The 16,675-nt window shown below is 61.6% G+C and carries 10 protein-coding genes; 7 read left to right on the top strand and 3 right to left on the bottom strand.

Annotated elements, in window-relative coordinates; translation table 11 throughout:
- Window positions 1-130: 130 nt before the first annotated feature.
- Window positions 131-460, top strand: a complete 330-nt coding sequence (locus ACM6IK_RS13740) for a hypothetical protein (protein WP_108215974.1) — start codon at window positions 131-133, stop codon at window positions 458-460.
- 202 nt (window positions 461-662) lie between these two features.
- Here ACM6IK_RS13740 and cynR read toward each other — a convergent pair whose 3' ends face one another.
- Window positions 663-1,544, bottom strand: coding sequence for a transcriptional regulator CynR (gene cynR, locus ACM6IK_RS13735; RefSeq protein WP_414874775.1), 882 nt, complete (start codon window positions 1,542-1,544; stop codon window positions 663-665).
- Window positions 1,545-1,667: 123 nt separating this feature from the next.
- Between cynR and cynS the strand changes: the two genes are divergently transcribed.
- Window positions 1,668-2,135 (top strand): cyanase, encoded by a 468-nt coding sequence (gene cynS / locus ACM6IK_RS13730; RefSeq protein WP_414874774.1) that lies wholly within the window; start codon window positions 1,668-1,670, stop codon window positions 2,133-2,135.
- Window positions 2,136-2,196: 61 nt separating this feature from the next.
- On the top strand, window positions 2,197-2,856 hold the full coding sequence (locus ACM6IK_RS13725) for a carbonic anhydrase (protein ID WP_414874773.1): 660 nt from the start codon (window positions 2,197-2,199) through the stop codon (window positions 2,854-2,856).
- Between the two features lie 61 nt (window positions 2,857-2,917).
- On the opposite strand, the gene ACM6IK_RS13720 is transcribed toward ACM6IK_RS13725, so the two are convergent.
- Together ACM6IK_RS13720 and tssM are read right to left on the bottom strand one after the other, a co-directional pair.
- Window positions 2,918-4,420, bottom strand: a complete 1,503-nt coding sequence (locus ACM6IK_RS13720; protein ID WP_414874772.1) for an aldehyde dehydrogenase family protein — start codon at window positions 4,418-4,420, stop codon at window positions 2,918-2,920.
- Between the two features lie 308 nt (window positions 4,421-4,728).
- Complete coding sequence (gene tssM, locus ACM6IK_RS13715) at window positions 4,729-8,400, bottom strand: type VI secretion system membrane subunit TssM (protein WP_414874771.1); 3,672 nt, start codon at window positions 8,398-8,400, stop codon at window positions 4,729-4,731.
- Between the two features lie 313 nt (window positions 8,401-8,713).
- Here tssM and tssF point away from each other — a divergent pair, with 313 nt between their 5' ends.
- From tssF to ACM6IK_RS13695, 4 genes are all read left to right on the top strand, one after another.
- Window positions 8,714-10,480, top strand: a complete 1,767-nt coding sequence (tssF, locus tag ACM6IK_RS13710) for a type VI secretion system baseplate subunit TssF (RefSeq protein WP_414874770.1) — start codon at window positions 8,714-8,716, stop codon at window positions 10,478-10,480.
- A 15-nt stretch (window positions 10,481-10,495) separates the two neighbouring features.
- The gene (gene icmH, locus ACM6IK_RS13705; protein WP_414874769.1) at window positions 10,496-11,293 is read left to right on the top strand and encodes a type IVB secretion system protein IcmH/DotU; all 798 of its coding nucleotides are present in this window, start codon (window positions 10,496-10,498) and stop codon (window positions 11,291-11,293) included.
- A 190-nt stretch (window positions 11,294-11,483) separates the two neighbouring features.
- Window positions 11,484-14,267, top strand: coding sequence for a type VI secretion system Vgr family protein (locus tag ACM6IK_RS13700; RefSeq protein ID WP_414874768.1), 2,784 nt, complete (start codon window positions 11,484-11,486; stop codon window positions 14,265-14,267).
- Window positions 14,264-16,675 (top strand): DUF6531 domain-containing protein (locus tag ACM6IK_RS13695; RefSeq protein WP_414874767.1); only part of this gene is annotated, 2,412 nt, incomplete at its 3' end. The genes ACM6IK_RS13700 and ACM6IK_RS13695, both read left to right, overlap by 4 nt.

The raw sequence follows: 16,675 nt of genomic DNA, 5'->3' as shown, positions 1-16,675 counted from the left end.
CAGGACCCCGCCCGATAAGGCGGTCGAACGCTGACGTCCTGGTTTCGGTGCCAGGGATCAACTAACCGATGGGCTACCTGTATTAGCGAATCAACTTTGAAAGATCACCAATTGGTCAAGGGGCTTTATGATGAATCTGAACAATCAACCAACTATCGATGAACTGGCTCGTATCTTCGCTGCAAAGAAAGACAGCCACGACAACCACATTCTCTGGATCAGCAAATGTGGCCAGGTGCATATCGATTGCCTGTCGCCGCATGCCCATGAAGCAGAGTTTGACCAGAACAACCAGAACCTGCTCGCCCGACTGAAGATGTACCGTCGCGGCCAGGGCTATGTCGGCAAGAAGGCCGCGGCCGACAAGGACTTCATCGGTAATGTTCTGCAAACCCTGAAACAGGCCTGGGCCTCGATGCAGGATCAGAACGAAGTTCGGGTGATTGACCGGTTCTACTAATTGAAATGAGTCATTACTGACTTATTGATAAACAAGGCCTGCTCCCAAAAAGGAGCAGGCTTTTTTATGTCTGCTAAATAACCAATGTGGGAGCGAGCTTGCTCGCGATAGCGGGCTGTCAGTCACATCAATGGTGAATGTGCTACCGCAATCGTCGGATCGCCGCCCGGAGCAAGCTCGCTCCCACAGGTATTTGGGCCAATCAAAAAAGATCAGCGCCGATCACCAGCTCCACAAACGCCACCGCCGCCGCACTGTGGTAGTTGTTCTTGCGCCGCAGCAACGCGGCGCCGCGTTCAGGCGCTGCGCCCAGCATGGAAAGTTTGCGCAATGCCCGATCCTGAGTAGCGATGGGTTCCGGCAGGATGGTGGCGATGGCGGAATGTCGGACGACTTCCAGCAGCGTATTGACCGAATTCACTTCAATCACAACCTTGGGCGTGATGTGCGCCTGCGCGAAATATTCATCGATGCACGTGCGGGTGATGTAGTCCGGGGTCAGCAGTGCAAACTCAAGCTGAGCCACCTCCTGCGCAGACAACGCCGCCTGATGCTCATATAGCGGATGATCGCGCCCAACCATCAACCCCAGGGTTTCGGTAAAGGCCGGAATCGATTCGATGTCGGTGCTTCTCACCTGATCGAACGCAATCGCGATATCCAGCGAATCATCCGCCAGACCTGCCTCGATTTCGTTCATCGACAACTCGAATATCTCCAGGTGGATGTTCGGGTAACGCGTCATGTAGTCGCGCACCAGCGGCCCTACCAGATAGGCCATGAAGGTCGGCGTCATGGCCAGGCGCAGGTTCCCGCGGGACAAATCCTTCACGTCATGCAACGCACGCTTGCCCGCCTCCAGCTCCACCAGTACCCGCCGCGCGCATGCAATGTAAGCCTCGCCGGCATCGGTGGGTTTGACCGTGCGCGAGGTGCGGTCGAACAGGCTCACACCGAGGGATTCTTCCAGCTGGCGGATCTGCTGCGACAAGGTCGGCTGGGACACGTGCAGCACCTCGGCGGCGCGGGTGAAACCACCCTGGTCGGCCACCGCCAGCAGATAACGCAAATGTCGAAGCAACATGGGATTCTCCATCTATAGGCAGTGCTTATGGCTTGCATTGTATATCGGTCTTGGACGCTATGGATGGGTCGGCAGAAGATGGCCCCACACCCAAGCTACACCCCTTCCGATAGGAGAATCACCATGCAACAGTCCCATGCCTATAACGACCCAAGCCTGGCCCTGACCACTTCTGTCCTGGACGCCAAGACGCGCAAAAACCTGTCGTGGCAGGACCTGGCCGACGGCACTGGGTTGAGCCTGGCCTACGTCACCGCCGCCCTGCTCGGTCAACACCCGCTGCCTGAAAGCGCTGCCAAAGTGGTCGGCGACAAGCTGGAACTGGACGCCGACGCCGTAGCCCGGCTGCAGATCATCCCGCTGCGCGGCAGCCTCTCGGGCGTGCCGACCGACCCGACCATCTACCGCTTCTACGAAATGATCCAGATCTACGGCACCACCCTCAAAGCCCTGGTTCATGAGCAGTTCGGCGACGGCATCATCAGCGCGATCAACTTCAAGCTCGACATGAAGAAAGTCGAAGATCCGGAAGGTGGCTCCCGCGCCGTCATCACTCTCGACGGCAAGTTCCTGCCCCTGCGTCCTTTCTAAATTGATACCGGCCCGCACACCCTGTGCGGGCCGAACCCTGCTCATCCATGAGGAAACGATCATGAAAGCGCTCATCGACGGCTTTTTGAAGTTCCAGAAAGAAGCCTTTCCCCAACGCACCGACCTGTTCAAACACCTGGCCACCACCCAACATCCAGGCACGCTGTTCATCACCTGTTCCGACAGCCGTGTCGTGCCGGAACTGCTCACCCAACAAGAACCCGGTGAACTGTTCGTGATCCGTAACGCCGGCAACATCGTGCCGTCCTACAGTCCGCATCCGGGTGGTGTGTCGGCCACGGTCGAATACGCCGTCGCTGTGCTCGGCGTGACTGACATCGTGATCTGCGGCCATTCGGACTGCGGCGCCATGACGGCCGTGGCCAAGTGCACCTGCATGGATCACCTGCCCGCCGTCAGCGGCTGGCTGCAACATGCCGAGTCGGCGAAAGTGATCAACGAAGCCCGGCCACACACCAGTGAGGCGGCCAAGGTCAGTTCGATGGTTCGGGAGAATGTCATCGCCCAACTGGCCAACATCCAGACACACCCGAGTGTGCGATTGGCTCAGGAAAAAGGCCTGTTGAACCTGCATGGCTGGGTGTACGACATCGAGACCGGTTCGATCGACGCACTGGATGCCGGCAGCCGGAGCTTCGTGTCGCTGGTCGAGCATCCGGGCACTTGTGCCGTATCAGCCAAGGCGATCAAAGCCGCGTGATCATAACCGCGGTCTGATCAAGAAAGTGACCGCCCTTGCAGCGGTCACAGGTTCTGTCAGCTCAGCGTTTGACGCCCAGATCGACCTGGGTCATGCGGCTGCGAATGGTGAACACGCCATCACCCGAGAGAATCGCACTGCGCGCAAACAGGCGCCCGCTTTCCCAGTTCGAAAGCCCCAGTTCGGGCTTGTTCAACGCGTACTGGCCGTCGACCCATCGGGTAATGCCATTGCCGACAAAAGGCGCGTTGACCGCGTTGTAGAAACGCTCATGGGCCTCGGCACTTTCACTGATCAGGGACACGGTGAATTGCGGACTGTAGCGATTGAACAAGGCAATGGCGCTGTCCAGGTCGTCGACGATTTTCAGGCTGACTTCCGGGGTTTCTTCCCACTCCCACTCGCGGCCCAATTGGTCTTGTGCCAACGGCTCGGCCTGCGCCTCGGTCTGATAGCCTTCGGCGCGGTACACCTGGACGGTTGCAGCCAGCCAGTCTTGCGGCAAATGCGACTCGCTGCCTTCGACGATGTGCAGTTTGCAGCCCTGCCCCCGTGCGGTGCCGGCCTGTTTGAGTGCGTCAAGGAACAGCGGCACCAGTTCAGCGGCCCGGTCGCGGTGAATCAGGCAGACGTTCAGGGTGTTGCAGACCTTGCGGTCCAGGGAGTTGCGCACCACGGCGGCAAAACGCGGGGCGTCGGCATCGGCGTTGGCGATCAGCCACGCACCACCGGTGCCGTGCAGGCTGACCGCCGTACCGGCCTGCTGCGCGATGCTGCCCAACTGGCTGACGGCGCGCCCCGAACCACGGGCCACTGCCAATGAAAGGCGCCGGTCAGCGAACATCGCCCAACCGGCGGCGTGGTTGACACTTTCCACCAGTGACACCGCACCGGCCGGCAAGCCGGCGTCGCTCAGCGCAGGGTTCAGTGCATGGGTGACGATCGCCTGGGCCGTGCCCAACGCATCACTGCCGATGCGCAGTACGGCGGTGTTGCCCGTGCGCAATACACCGGCCGCATCGGCAAACACATTCGGCCGGCCCTCGAAGACGAACGCGACGATGCCCAGCGGCGAGACCACTTGTTCGACTTTCCAGCCATCATGCTCGACGCAACTGATCACCTTGCCACGGCTGGCCGCGGCATCACGCCAGGCGCGCAGGCCGGCGATCATGTCGCGACGCATGCGCTCATCGGCCAGCAACCGGGTGGTCGAGCGACCGCGCGCCTTGGCCCGTTCGATGTCGGCCAGGTTGGCGGCCTCGATCAAGGCCCAGCATTCCGGGGTTTCCAGGCGTTGGGCAAACAGATCGAAGAAGGCGCTGATCGCTTGATCGGACACCGCCGACAGCGCGGTAAACGCCGCTTCGGCGCGCTCGATCGCGACGCTGGCCGCTTGCCGGTCCGCCACGGGGATCAGCAGCAACTCGCCGCTGACCTGCTCCACCAGCAGGTGGTCACCGGGCTGGAAGCGCTGCGCCAGTTCGGGGCTGACGACAGTGACACGATTACCGGCGAAAGGGATGGGCGTGCCAGCGATTAGACGTTCGAGCGCAAGAGACATGAAGCGGTATCACCATGCTGTGGGCGGTTGGAAAATGTATAGCAATTTCCCTGTGGGTGCGAGCTGTGGCGAGGGGGCTTGTTGGAGCGCCGCACCGCCCCGTTTGAATGCGCAGCGACTCGATTCGCGGCAGCTATCAGTACCCCTCTGCTCTCGCCCGGCTTCCGGAACATGAGCGATTTGCCAGCGCTACGACACAGGATCATGACAACTCGAAGTTGATCCTGGCTATATCGAGTTGCTCCAGGGCCTGAGTCGAATAGTTCAAGCTGCGGACTTGATCGGTCTTATCCACCATGCGGGCCCCCTCACCGTTGAGTGACATCGTCATTGCGTCCTCTCCCCCGTCGCTCTTCCAGCAACGTTCTCGGCAACACAAACCCTTCAAAACTGCGCTGGGTAATCGGGTTGTTAGCCTTCTGCGCCCCAATCCGATAACGCATCAGCCCCTCGGCAACGGCAAAGGTCAGGTCCACGCTGGTGTCGGTGCGCCCATTGAGGTGCCCGCGACTGAGCAGGCGGAACAACGACCACGGCCCGCGATAGCTCAGGCTGGCGGTGTTGCCGGTGCTGTGCACCAGGGTCAGTTGGCTGCCGTTGGTGTTGCCCAAACTGTTGGGCCACACCAGCCCGGTGCGTTGCGGTGCGCCGTGTTGGTAAGGGATGAGTTGGCCATCAACGCTGAGCATGCTGCTCAGGCGGGTCGCGCTCAGGGCCAAGGGTTCGATGGTGAGTTGCACGGCCAATTGGCCGTCTGGGCTGAAGAAGGTTTCGCGTATGCGCTCAGCCTTTTCAAGTTGCTCAAGCACTTCCTGGCGCACCCAGTGGCCGGCCGGGTCCCCGGTGGACAGGCTGTCCAGATTATCCTTGAGGAACACATTCAAGTATTGGTCCTGGAACTGTTGCAGGCGCCCTTTCGGGCCGAAGAAGGCGACGAAGTCTTCCAGCGAAGCATCCTCGCCCGGTTTTAACGGATAGCGACTGGCCAGGCGGTCGCGATAGAAACTGTAAACTTCGCTGTCCCAACGTTTTTCCAGTTCGCGCAACGCGGTGATGACCAGCACTTGGGCACTCTGTGCGGCCAATTGGTTGACGTGCCGGTTCAAGGGCTCGGGCAGACCCGAAGCAATGCGTTGCAGGTTGCGGATAGGGTCTGGATTGGTCTGGGAAAACCGGGCAAGCACCACGCCCAGCGCGGCCTTGCCAGGGCTCGGTTGATCCTGCACACCTTTGACATAGTCGTAGACGGCATTGATCGCGCCCAGGGTTTCTTCGTAGTAAGACGGCTTGTCCCGCTGAGCGTTGAGCAGCCCGGACAACCCCGCAAACGCCCGGTGAATGCCCAGCGCCTGATTGCGCCCGGCCTCATCGCCAATGGGCAGTTCCTCCTTGCCGGTGACCGGCGGGTAGATCAGCGTGTTGTCGCGCACGGTTTCCAACAGGCGGCGCAACGGCGCGGCCGGGCCGGTGACCTGCCCCAGCACTTCGAGGGTCTGGGCCAGATCGGTGAAGTCGGTGACGGCGAACTGGTTCAGCGCGCGGCGCCAGCTGTCGACATAGTCGGCGCTGTACAAGGCCCGCAGCCGTTCGGTCAGCACCCGGCGGTCGGCGTCGGAATAGTCCAGGCTGCGGCGCTCGCCCAGCACCCATTGGTCGATCAACGCCAACTCGGTAACGTTCTGGCTGTTGGGTTCGAAGTAGTCACGAAAGCCCCGCGCGGTCAGCAAGGGTGGCAGCGTGAGGTTTTCGTCCAGCGCCGCGCCACTGTCACGGTCGCTCAAGGGGCGGTAGACCACGTCGAAGGCCGGGCCGATTTCGTTGCGTAGGTCCAGTTCACCATGCAGGCGATCCTGCGCCTGTTGTCGCAGAGTCATGTACACCCGTTGCGCCATGGGCAGCTTGCGCAGTTGCTGTTGGGTCTGCGTGATCAGCGCGCGGTGTTCGGGTAGCTCGACGTCGGCGTAGGTCAGCGCATAGGTCAGATGGCGCATCAAGGCCGCCTGGCGCTGGCCCTGCCCCGGATAGGCTTGTTGCCATTGCAGGGCCATCCATTGCGCGACAATGTCCGGACGGCGGTTGTTGCGGTCCTCGATCATGCGGTACACGCGCAAGGCGGCGAGCTGTTCGTCACTGCCCGGTTCGGCACGGCGAATGACCTCCACTGCGCCCTCGGCAATGGCTGGCAGGAAGCGCCGGGACAACAGGCTGAGGTAGGCCTGATCGACCATCGGCCCGATGGCCTGACCTTGGTAGAGGCCCATGTCGGCCAGCTGCGGCCAGATGGCCCGGTAGTCGCCGTACACCGTGACGGCGGCACGGATCTCGTCCAGCGGCACCAGCAGGTTCAGCCCGGTGGGGTCGGCCTGCAGGCCACTGGCCTTGGTGCTGAAGGCCTGGCTTTGGCTCAAGACCTGGTCGGCCTTGTCGCGGTTGATGCCGTAGTAGTAGTACCAGCCGCCGACCAGCAACACACTGCCCAGCCCGGCCAGCAGCGAACCACTGAGCAGCAGGCGACGTTTGCGCCGCGCCACCTTGAAGTTGTCGCCGGCCAACCCGGCCTCCGGGTAAACCACCCGCTGCAACAGGTGCTGGGCGAAGTACACCACCGAATGCCCTTGCGGCTTGGCCGAACTGACCGGCGCGGGGAACCCGTAGGCCCGCGCCGAGGCCTCGACAAACAGGTTGGCCACCACACCGCGCTGGTACACCGACGACAGGTACACGCCACGGACCAGCGCGGGAGTGGTGTAGCGGTCACTGCCCAGCACATCGCCAAGAAAGCGCAACAGAATTTCCCGTGAACCGCTGAACTGGCGCATCAAGCAGAACAGCCGCTCACGCACCTCGGCCGGCTCGGGATCCCCCATGGCCCGCATGACCTGCATATTCAACGCAGCGACGAAGCGGTCATACGCAACCGCCAATTCGTCCAGCCACGCATCGAAATCCTCGACGGCATCCAGGCTGAAGGTGAAGCCCTGCACCTCTTCCCGTGCCGATGCAGGGAGCTTGGCGAACAGCTCTTCAAAGCCGTCGAGCAAGTCGAATTTGCTCAGCACCACGTACAACGGCAGGCGCGTGCCCAGCTCATGACCCAGTTCGTTCAGGCGGGCACGCAGCAGATAAGCCAGGTTGCGACGCGCATTGGGTGGACGCTCAAACAGGCTGACCATGTCCACCATCAGCACCACGCCGTTGAGCGGGCGTCGGCTGCGACTGCGCGCCAGCCAGTCGATCAGGTGGTGCCACAGGCGCTTTTCGGCGCCAGCCGGCAGCCCGCCCGATTGTTCGACCGGGTCGACCACGGGTTCGGCGATGCTTTCAGTGTCCGTCGCAGCAGTTTCGATGGGCGCGGCGGGAGCCTGCGTGGATGGCGGCTGCCGTTCGGGCTGGCTGATGAACTCACCGGGCGGGTCGATCAGCACCGCCTCATCGCCGATCCACCAATCGATGTCGAACGCCAGATCAGGGTCTGCGGCCACCTGCGCCGCGCCACTGCGCGCGGTACGAGTCAGGGCGAAACTCTGGCTGGAGCGGCTGATAAAACTGGACTTTCCCGCGTTCTCCTCCCCCAGCACCAGGTACCAAGGGATCTGGTGCAGGCTGCGGCCCTGATGGTTGTCCCGCACCCGCGCCAGGTTTTTTTGCAGTGATCGCTCCTGGGCTTGCAGATATGCCAGGCAAGGATCCTGCACCCGTTGTGCCTGTTGGTCGCGCTCCTGCTGCAACCGGCGCTGGCGACGGTGCACAAGCCAGGTCCACACCAACAGCGGCAGCACTACCAGCACCACGCTGATTGCCAGGCGCATCGGCCAGGGTGCCAGCGGTTGCGTGTCGCGCCAGGTCCAGTTCGGCCCCAGCCACCAGAGCCAACCCAACACCACGACCATCGCCAATATCCCGGCCGTGATGACAATCAGCGTCCCATGGCGCTGAAGAACGGAAAACCCGCGCGCCAACGCACCCGGCCTCTTGTTCATTACTGTTCGCCCCTGAACTTTTCCAAGATAAAAATCGTCCCAGCGTCGCATATGAAAACGCTATGTACTTTGAAGCACTTCATTCGTGATGTCGGGCAGACAGTAACAGTGCCCACAACTAACGATCAATGTTAAATCCAAAAGAAACATAATTTTACATCTGCACCATTAATTACCTTGACGAAGCTGCCCTGCCACTAGAAGTATCCGCACATATTTATTAATTGGCACTCAACTACGACAACACATAACTTCCTACAGAGCTTTCCTACAACTAATCATTACAACTTAAACCCACTCGGCGGACAAAACCATGTCACTTAAAGCTCGCTTTTCAGAAGAACTCCGCTACCTGCAAGAGTTGGGGCGTGAGTTCGCTGAAGACGATCCGCGCCTGGCGCCGTTCCTGGGCGATCAGGCGTCCGATCCAGGCGCCGCGCATCTGCTTGAGGGCTTCGCCTTTCTAACCGCCAGGCTGGCCCTGAAGATCGAGGACGATCTGCCGCAAATCACCCACCCGCTCCTGCAGCAGGTGTACCCCAACTACCTGCGCCCGTTGCCCAGCCTGACCCAGGTGCGCTTTGACCCGGTGCTGCACGCCCTCAGCGGTCCACAGGTGATCGCCAAAGGCACGCCGTTGTTCTCCCGCCCGGTGGACGGCGTCAGTTGCACCTTTCGCACCTGTACCGACGTAACCCTTTATCCCTTGCAGATCAGCAACGCCAGCGTCTCCCATAGCGTGCAAAAGTCGATACTGAGCATTGATCTGCAGGCCCTGTCGGACCAGCCGTTGAGCGAGATCAACGGTGATCGTCTGGACTTCCACCTCGGTGGCGGCGACCTCAACGCGCTGACGCTCTACCAATGGCTGGCCCAGCACCTGCACAAGATGGTGCTGTGCCTTGACGACAAACGCTTGGCCCTGCCTCCGGATGCGTTGGGCTTTCCCGGCTTCGAGCCTCACGACGCACTGCTGCCCGGCCTGGAGCAGCAACTGGAGGGCTATCGCCTGCTCCAGGAGTATTTCTACTTCCCCCAGCGTTTTCACGGGTTCAGTGTCAGTGGGTTACGCTGCCTTTGGCCCCAGGCAACAGTGGGCCAGATTAGCCTGGAGCTGCACTTTTCCACCCCGCTGCCGGCCTTCGTCCAGGTCAACCCCGACACGCTCTGCCTGTACTGCACCCCCGCAATCAACTTGTTCGACTACCCGGCCGAACCGATCCAGCTGGATGGCGAAGCACTGCACGCGCTCGTGCAACCACGCGGCCCACACCCCCACGCCTATGAAATCTTCAGCATCGACCAGGTCAGCGCCCGGCGGCGCAAACCGCAAACCCCGGCAGACAACTACCGGGTCGACTTCGCCCCCTATGAGTCATTGCTGCATCAGGTGGAACCGGCCGGCGAGCGCACGGCCCGCTATTACAGCCACATCATTGAACCGGAGCTGCTCAAGAACGGCGCCAAACACAGCCTGCGCCTGATCCATGCCGATCAGCGCCCGTACCTGGGCGAACGTGAAGTGCTCAACATCCAACTGACCTGCAGCAATGGCGACCTGCCTCGACAGTTGCAAGTGGGCGAACTCAACCGCACCACCCAGACCACGCCCTCGTTCGCCACCTACCGCAACCTCACTCGCCCGACCCGCGCCTATCCGCCCATGCTCGACGGCCAAGTGCTGTGGGCGCTGATCTCCAACCTGGCCTTGAACAATCTGTCGCTGTCGTCGCCGGCGGCGCTCAAGGCCGTGTTGCAGGTGTATGACTTCATCGCCCCCCATGACCTGCCCCACCACCGTGCCACCCAGCGCCGCCTGGAAGGCATTCGCCAAGTCCGCACCGCGCCGGTCGACTGGTGGATCAAGGGCGTGCCCGTGCGCGGCAGCTGCACCACCCTGGCCATCGACCCGGCGGCCTTCAGCAACGCCGGCGACCTGCACCTGTTTGGCAGCGTGCTCTCGCATTTCATGGCGTTGTACGCGAGCACCAACGCGTTCCAGCAGTTGGAAGTCATCAACGCTGCCGACCACACCGCCTTCACCTGGCCGATGCGCACCGGCCAGCAACCCATTATTTAATCCGCGGAGACCGACATGCCGACCCTCCCCCCCACCACTAGCTTCTCCAGCACCCACGGTGACGCCCGCGAAGGCCGGCCCGAAAGCGAACTGTTCTGCCATCACGATCCGCTGGAATTCCAGGTGCGCGGGCACAGCCTCAACCCGCTGGTGGATGTCGCCATGCCGCTGTTCGGGCTGGTGATGCGCTTGCGCAGGACCGAGGTCTACCAGCCGGTGGAACAGCTACAGGGGCACCTCACCAATCAGATCAAGGTGATGCTGGAAGAGCTGCGTCAGCAGGGCTACAGCGAAGCCGAGTTACGGGTTTTTTCCTACACGCTGTGCGTGTTTGTCGATGAGGCGGTGCTGGCCACGCCTTGGGGCACTGGGTCGGTGTGGCAGGCCAAGTCGCTGCTGAGCACCTTTCACCAGGAAACCTGGGGCGGCGAGACCTTCTTCACCCTGCTGACCCGCCTGCAGGAAACCCCGGAACAATACCGCGATGTGCTGCTGCTCATGTACCTGTGCCTGTGTCTGGGTTTCAAAGGCCAGTGCAGCGTGCAGACCCAGGGCGACCAAGTCTTGCAGCATTTGATCAGCCAATTGCAGGGCGTGATCGGCGCGCTGCACGACCCGGTGCCTGCGCACCTGACCCGGCCGCTGGACAACGTTGCGCCGCGCCACTACCAGATGAACCGGCAATGGCCGTGGTGGACCCCTTGGGCGGCAGCCGGAGCGGTTTGCCTGGGTGCGTATGGGTTCTTTGCCATCCGCCTGAACACCATGACCCAGCAAGTCATGCAATCACTGGAAGCCATATTGCTACGTTAGTGGCTGTAGGCAATTTCATTGTTTTTCGTAGTGCCCGTGCAGTTTGACACTCGATAAAAATCAGCCTCACGCACAACTAAGGAAATTTCCCACAACAAATACGGAAAGCATGAAGGCGACAGCCAGATAACGCCTCTTTAAAGTTCAAGGCCTTTTAAACCTGCCACATGGATCGCCCGCAGGAGTCGCCATGCCCCATCCGCGCGAAGTGCGCTTCACCTTCAGTTCAACCGCCGATACCAACTTCGATGTGGTCTCGTTTGAACTCACCGAAGGCCTTTGCGAACTCTATTGCCTGACCGTGAACCTGGTCAGCACCTCGGCCACTGCCGACTTCGCGCAACTGCTGGATCAACCCGCCATCCTGACCATCTGGCAAGGCGAGCAACCGGTGCGCCACGTTCACGGCCTGATCAGCCGTTTCGAGCAGGGCAAGACCGGTTTTCGTCGCACCGCCTACCGCGCCATGATCGAACCGCAACTGGCCCGCGCCACCCTGCAATCGGACTGGCACATCTTCCAGCAACGCAGCGTGCCGCAGATCCTCGAACAGCTGGCCACCGAACGCCGCTGGGGCGCCTGCACCCAACGCCTGACCGAAGCCCACCTGCCCCGCGAGTATTGCGTGCAGGCCGGCGAGCTGGATTGGGACTTCTACCAGCGCCTGGCCGCCGAAGAAGGCCTGCTGTCGATCTTTGAGCACAGCGCGGCCGGACATCAGCTGATCCAGGCCGACCATATCGCCAGCTTCGGGGTGATCGAGGGCGAACCACTGCTGTACGAGCCCAACCCTGGTGGGGATCAGGCCCAGCCGGCGCTGCACAGCTTCACCTACCGCGAGCAGGTGCGCAGTGCCCAACAGACCCAGCGCGATTACACCTTCACCCACCCGCGCTACAACCTGGAGCAGCACGAACAGGCACGCCAGCTGGAACACCAAAACCCCGACTACGAACGCTACGACTACCCCGGGCGCTACAAGCACGACGACGCCGGCAAGCCCTTCACCCTAACTCGCCTGCAAGGCCTGCGTGGCGATGCGCGCACCGCCGAAGTCACCGGCGACGATGCGCGGCTGGTGCCGGGGCTGGCGTTCGACCTGACCGGGCACCCGCGTGACGACCTCAACATCGGCTGGCGCGCCGTCGCTATCCACCACATCGGCAGGCAACCTACCGCGCTAGAGGAAGAAGCCTCCGACAGCAAAGTGGGCACCCACTACAGTTTCACCGCCACACTGATCCCCGACAGCGTCGAATGGCAAGCGCCACCACGCCCCAAACCCTGCGTCGAAGGCCCGCAGATCGCCACCGTGGTCGGCCCGCCCGGTGAAGAAATCTACTGCGACGAACACGGCCGCGTGCGCCTGCAATTCCCCTGGGACCGCCAAGGCCAGGACGACGACCGCAGCGCCTGCTGGGTGCGCGTCACCCACAACTGGGCCGGCGCCGGCTGGGGTCACGTCGCCCTGCCCCGGGTCGGCCAGGAAGTACTGGTCGGTTTTCTGCAAGGTGATCCGGACCAGCCGATGATCATCGGCCGCAGCTACCACGCCATCAACCGCTCGCCGTACAAATTGCCGGAGTTCAAGGCACTCAGCCCCATCCGCAGCAAGGAACTGCACGGCGAACGCCACAACGAACTGCGCCTGGACGACACCACCGGACAAATCAGCGCCAGCTTGACGAGTGACCACGCCGCCAGCGCCCTCACCCTCGGCTACCTGACCCACCCACGCCCCGGTGGCGGCGTGCCACGCGGCCAAGGCTTTGAGCTGCGCACCGACGCCCACGGCGTGCTGCGCGCCGGCGGCGGTTTACTACTCACCACCCAACCGCGCCCCCGCGCCGCCGAGCACCACACCGACCTGCCGGAAACCGCCGAACACCTCGACACCGCCCGCCAACACCACGCCACTTTCGCCAGCGAAGCCCGCGACCACCTGGCCCAGGAAGGCGGCGACCAGGACGAAGTCGCCGACGCGCTCAAGGCCCAGCACAACGCCATCCGTGGCACCGGCGGCAACCCCAACACCAACCAATACCCCGAACTGGCCGAGCCACATCTGGTACTGCACAGCCCCGCCGGCATCGCCAGCAGCACCCCGCAATCGACCCACATTGCCAGCGGCGAACACCTGGCCCTGAGCACCGGCGGCCACACCAGCCTGGCCATCGGCAAACGCCTGCTGGTCAGTGCCAGCCGCGGTATGCGCACTTTTGTGCAGAGCCTGGGCTGGCGGCTGGTGGCGGCCTCCGGGGATATCGATATTCGAGCGCTGAAAGACAACATCAACCTGCTGGCCAAGCTCAAGGTCACCGTGACGGCCGAGCGCATCACGCTCAGTGCCAAGGAAGAAATCGTGATTCAGGCGGCGGGGAGTAGCACCACCTACAACGCGGGCGGGATTACCCATGCCACCGGCGGGTTGTACACCGGGCATGCCGTGGATTTTATCTATGACACTTCGAAGAGTAAGAAGGGGGCGTTTCCGGAGGAGCCGAAGGCGGGGAAAGGGAATTTGGAGTTGTTTCAGCAGTATGCCAACGGGATCGCCTTCAAGGGAGGCGAATATCAAGTGGAGGATGCGTTGGGCAAGGTCATCAAAGGCTCGCTGGACGCGAACGGATTTGCAGCGGTGACCGGTGTTGCGCCAGGCCCGGCCAAAGTGCTTTTCAGCAAAGACCCGGTCGATGTCTGGACTGATCCCGGCTTTCCCGGTCCCCATGAGCAGATAGCAGCAGGTACCACTGAAGCGTCCAGCCAACCACTGTCTGCACAAGCGCAAGCCCTGCTGGACAAGGTGCTCAACGCCACCAAACAAACGCCAGTGAGCCTTGCCACCGACCTGCTGAAAAAGACCGTGCCTAGGCCAAACGCCGCCACTGCCCTTGCCTCCCAGTTACCTCAGACACTCGTGAAAAACGCCGAGACGCTCGGATTGCCACGCAAGCTCTCGGAGAAAACACGATGACCGCAGCCACTGCGCGCCCGCCCCAATCAGCCACCGCCCCGCTCAATACCACCTCAAAAAATGACATCGATGCAGGTAAGGAAAAACTCGACAAGTGGCTGCGTAACCTCACCAACGATGCCATTGGCTGGAATGCCGTACAGACCGCCGGCGCGGTGATTCCCGGTGTCGGCACCGTCTTTGCCGCCATTGATGCCATCGGTGACCTGCTCACCCTGATCGACGGTGATCAAAACGACTTCCTGACCTGGGTCAGCTTTGGCGTCAACGTCGTCGGCCTGATCTCCTTTCCCGGTGTCGGGCCGGCACGGCTGGCGGTGCGCACCACGCTTTCAGCCGTCAGGCGCAATGGCCTGCCCGCCATTTCGGCGGCCATGCTCAGTGCATTGGAAGAGAACCTTAACGACAAAACCCGTGGCGCGCTGGAAGACTTTGCCAACGCCATCCAAGCGCGTCTGAGCGAACTGCTCACCAAAATTGCCGCAGAAATCAGAAAAGCCTGCGCCGCCTTCGCCCGCATGCTCAGGAGTATCGCCAGTGAGCAAGGGCAGCAGGCGCTGGCCAAGCAAGCCAAGGTCGGCTCTTTTTTCTTCGGCCCAGTGGTCGGTATTGCCGCCCAGTTCATGATCGACGACAGGCTGCTGTCCAAAGCCGTTTGCCAGAAACTGCTCACCGTCGCCAGTGCCGCCGACAGCATCGGCCTGGCGGTAGCGCAGAAAGTTCAGGGACTAGGGGATCCGAAAAGAATCGGCAGTATAGGCAACCTGATCATGGAATTGGTCAGCGCATTGGCCGCCCGCAAGCGCCGCGGCGCTCAGTCGACCAATGCGTCCAGCCACCAGAACAATCGAGCTCAGGCGACTCACGGCCAAGGCCCACTGGTCACCCAGTCAACTCAGCGAAAAGGTACCAATGATCCCAATGCTTGTAAGAACTGTAACCTTGGCGTCCCTTCAGGCACTGGCCGCAGCATCAGCTTCGCCACCGGCAGTGAAACGCTGGAACACACCGATTTCTCGCTGCCTGGCCCCTTCCCGATCGAGTGGACACGAACCTACCGCTCCAGCCTTTCGGCGTTTGATCAGGGAAGCCTTGGCGCACGGTGGATCACGCCGTTCTCGATTCGCATTGACCAACATCAAGATGGCCTGAGCTACCACGGTTACGACGGACGCAGCCAGCGTTACCCTGACCCCGAGATCAGCAAGCATCACTACGACCCGATCGAGGAAGTGCTGCTGATTCGCACCACGGCCAACACGTTGGTAATCGTGCGCGGCCACGACAGCCAGGAGACGTTTCAAAAGCAAGGTGATCGCTACCTGCTCAGCGGCATTACCTTGCGTGGCGGCGCTCGCATCGCTCTGCATTACGAACACCAGCACGCCGGCCAGGCCGTACTTTCAGACCTGCTGACCTATCAGGATGACACTCAGCACCAGCACATTCAGACCCAACTCGACGAACGCGGTCGCATCACCGCCCTGTGGTTAATGCAGGAAGGCCAGCCCCAGCGCGAACTGGCCAGCTACGACTACAACGAGCACGGCGACCTGATCGCCGCCCGCGACGAACACACCGCGCAGTGGAACTACGAATATAAGCACCACCTGATCACCCGCTACACCGACCGCACCGGGCGCGGTATCAACCTGCAATGGCAAGGCGAAAGTGTCGACGCCAAAGCTGTACGCGAATGGGCTGACGATGGCACCTACGACACCCGCCTGGAGTGGGACGAGAATATCCGCCTGACCTACGTCACCGACGCGTTGGGCCAGGAAACCTGGTACTACTACGACATCCTCGGCTACACCTACCGCGTCATCTACCCCGACGGTAATGAAGAGTGGTTCTACCGGGACGATGCCAAGAATGTTGTCCGCCATATCCACACCGACGGCAGTACCGACAACTACGCCTACGATGACCGGGGCAACCTGCTCCAACACACCCGCCCGGATGGCAGCAGTGTTCATCACGCCTACGATGATCAGGACCAACGTTTCAAAACCCGCGACGCCGAAGGTGGCCTGTGGCGGTACGACTACGATCAGCGCGGCAACATCATCGAAACCGTCGACCCGCTGGAGAACAAAACCCAGTACACCTACAACAGCGATAACCTGCCCGTGGTCATCACCGACGCCAACGGCGGCGCCAAACAACTGGCCTACAACGCTGACGGCCAACTGGACCGCTACACCGACTGTTCCGGCAAGGTCAGCCAATGGGACTACGATGCACTCGGCCGGCTCAACCGCTTCACTGATGCAGAAGGCAATACCACGAGCTACGAATACCGCGCCGGGCAATTGGTGCGGCTTATCCACCCGGACAAGAATGAAGAACTTTTCGAACGCGACGCCGAAGGCCGCCTGCTCACCCACACCGACGCCCTGCGCCAG

The sequence above is a fragment of the Pseudomonas sp. IT-196MI5 genome (assembly GCF_949767415.1).
GTDB lineage: Bacteria > Pseudomonadota > Gammaproteobacteria > Pseudomonadales > Pseudomonadaceae > Aquipseudomonas.
This window is presented reverse-complemented; position numbering and strand designations above follow the sequence as displayed.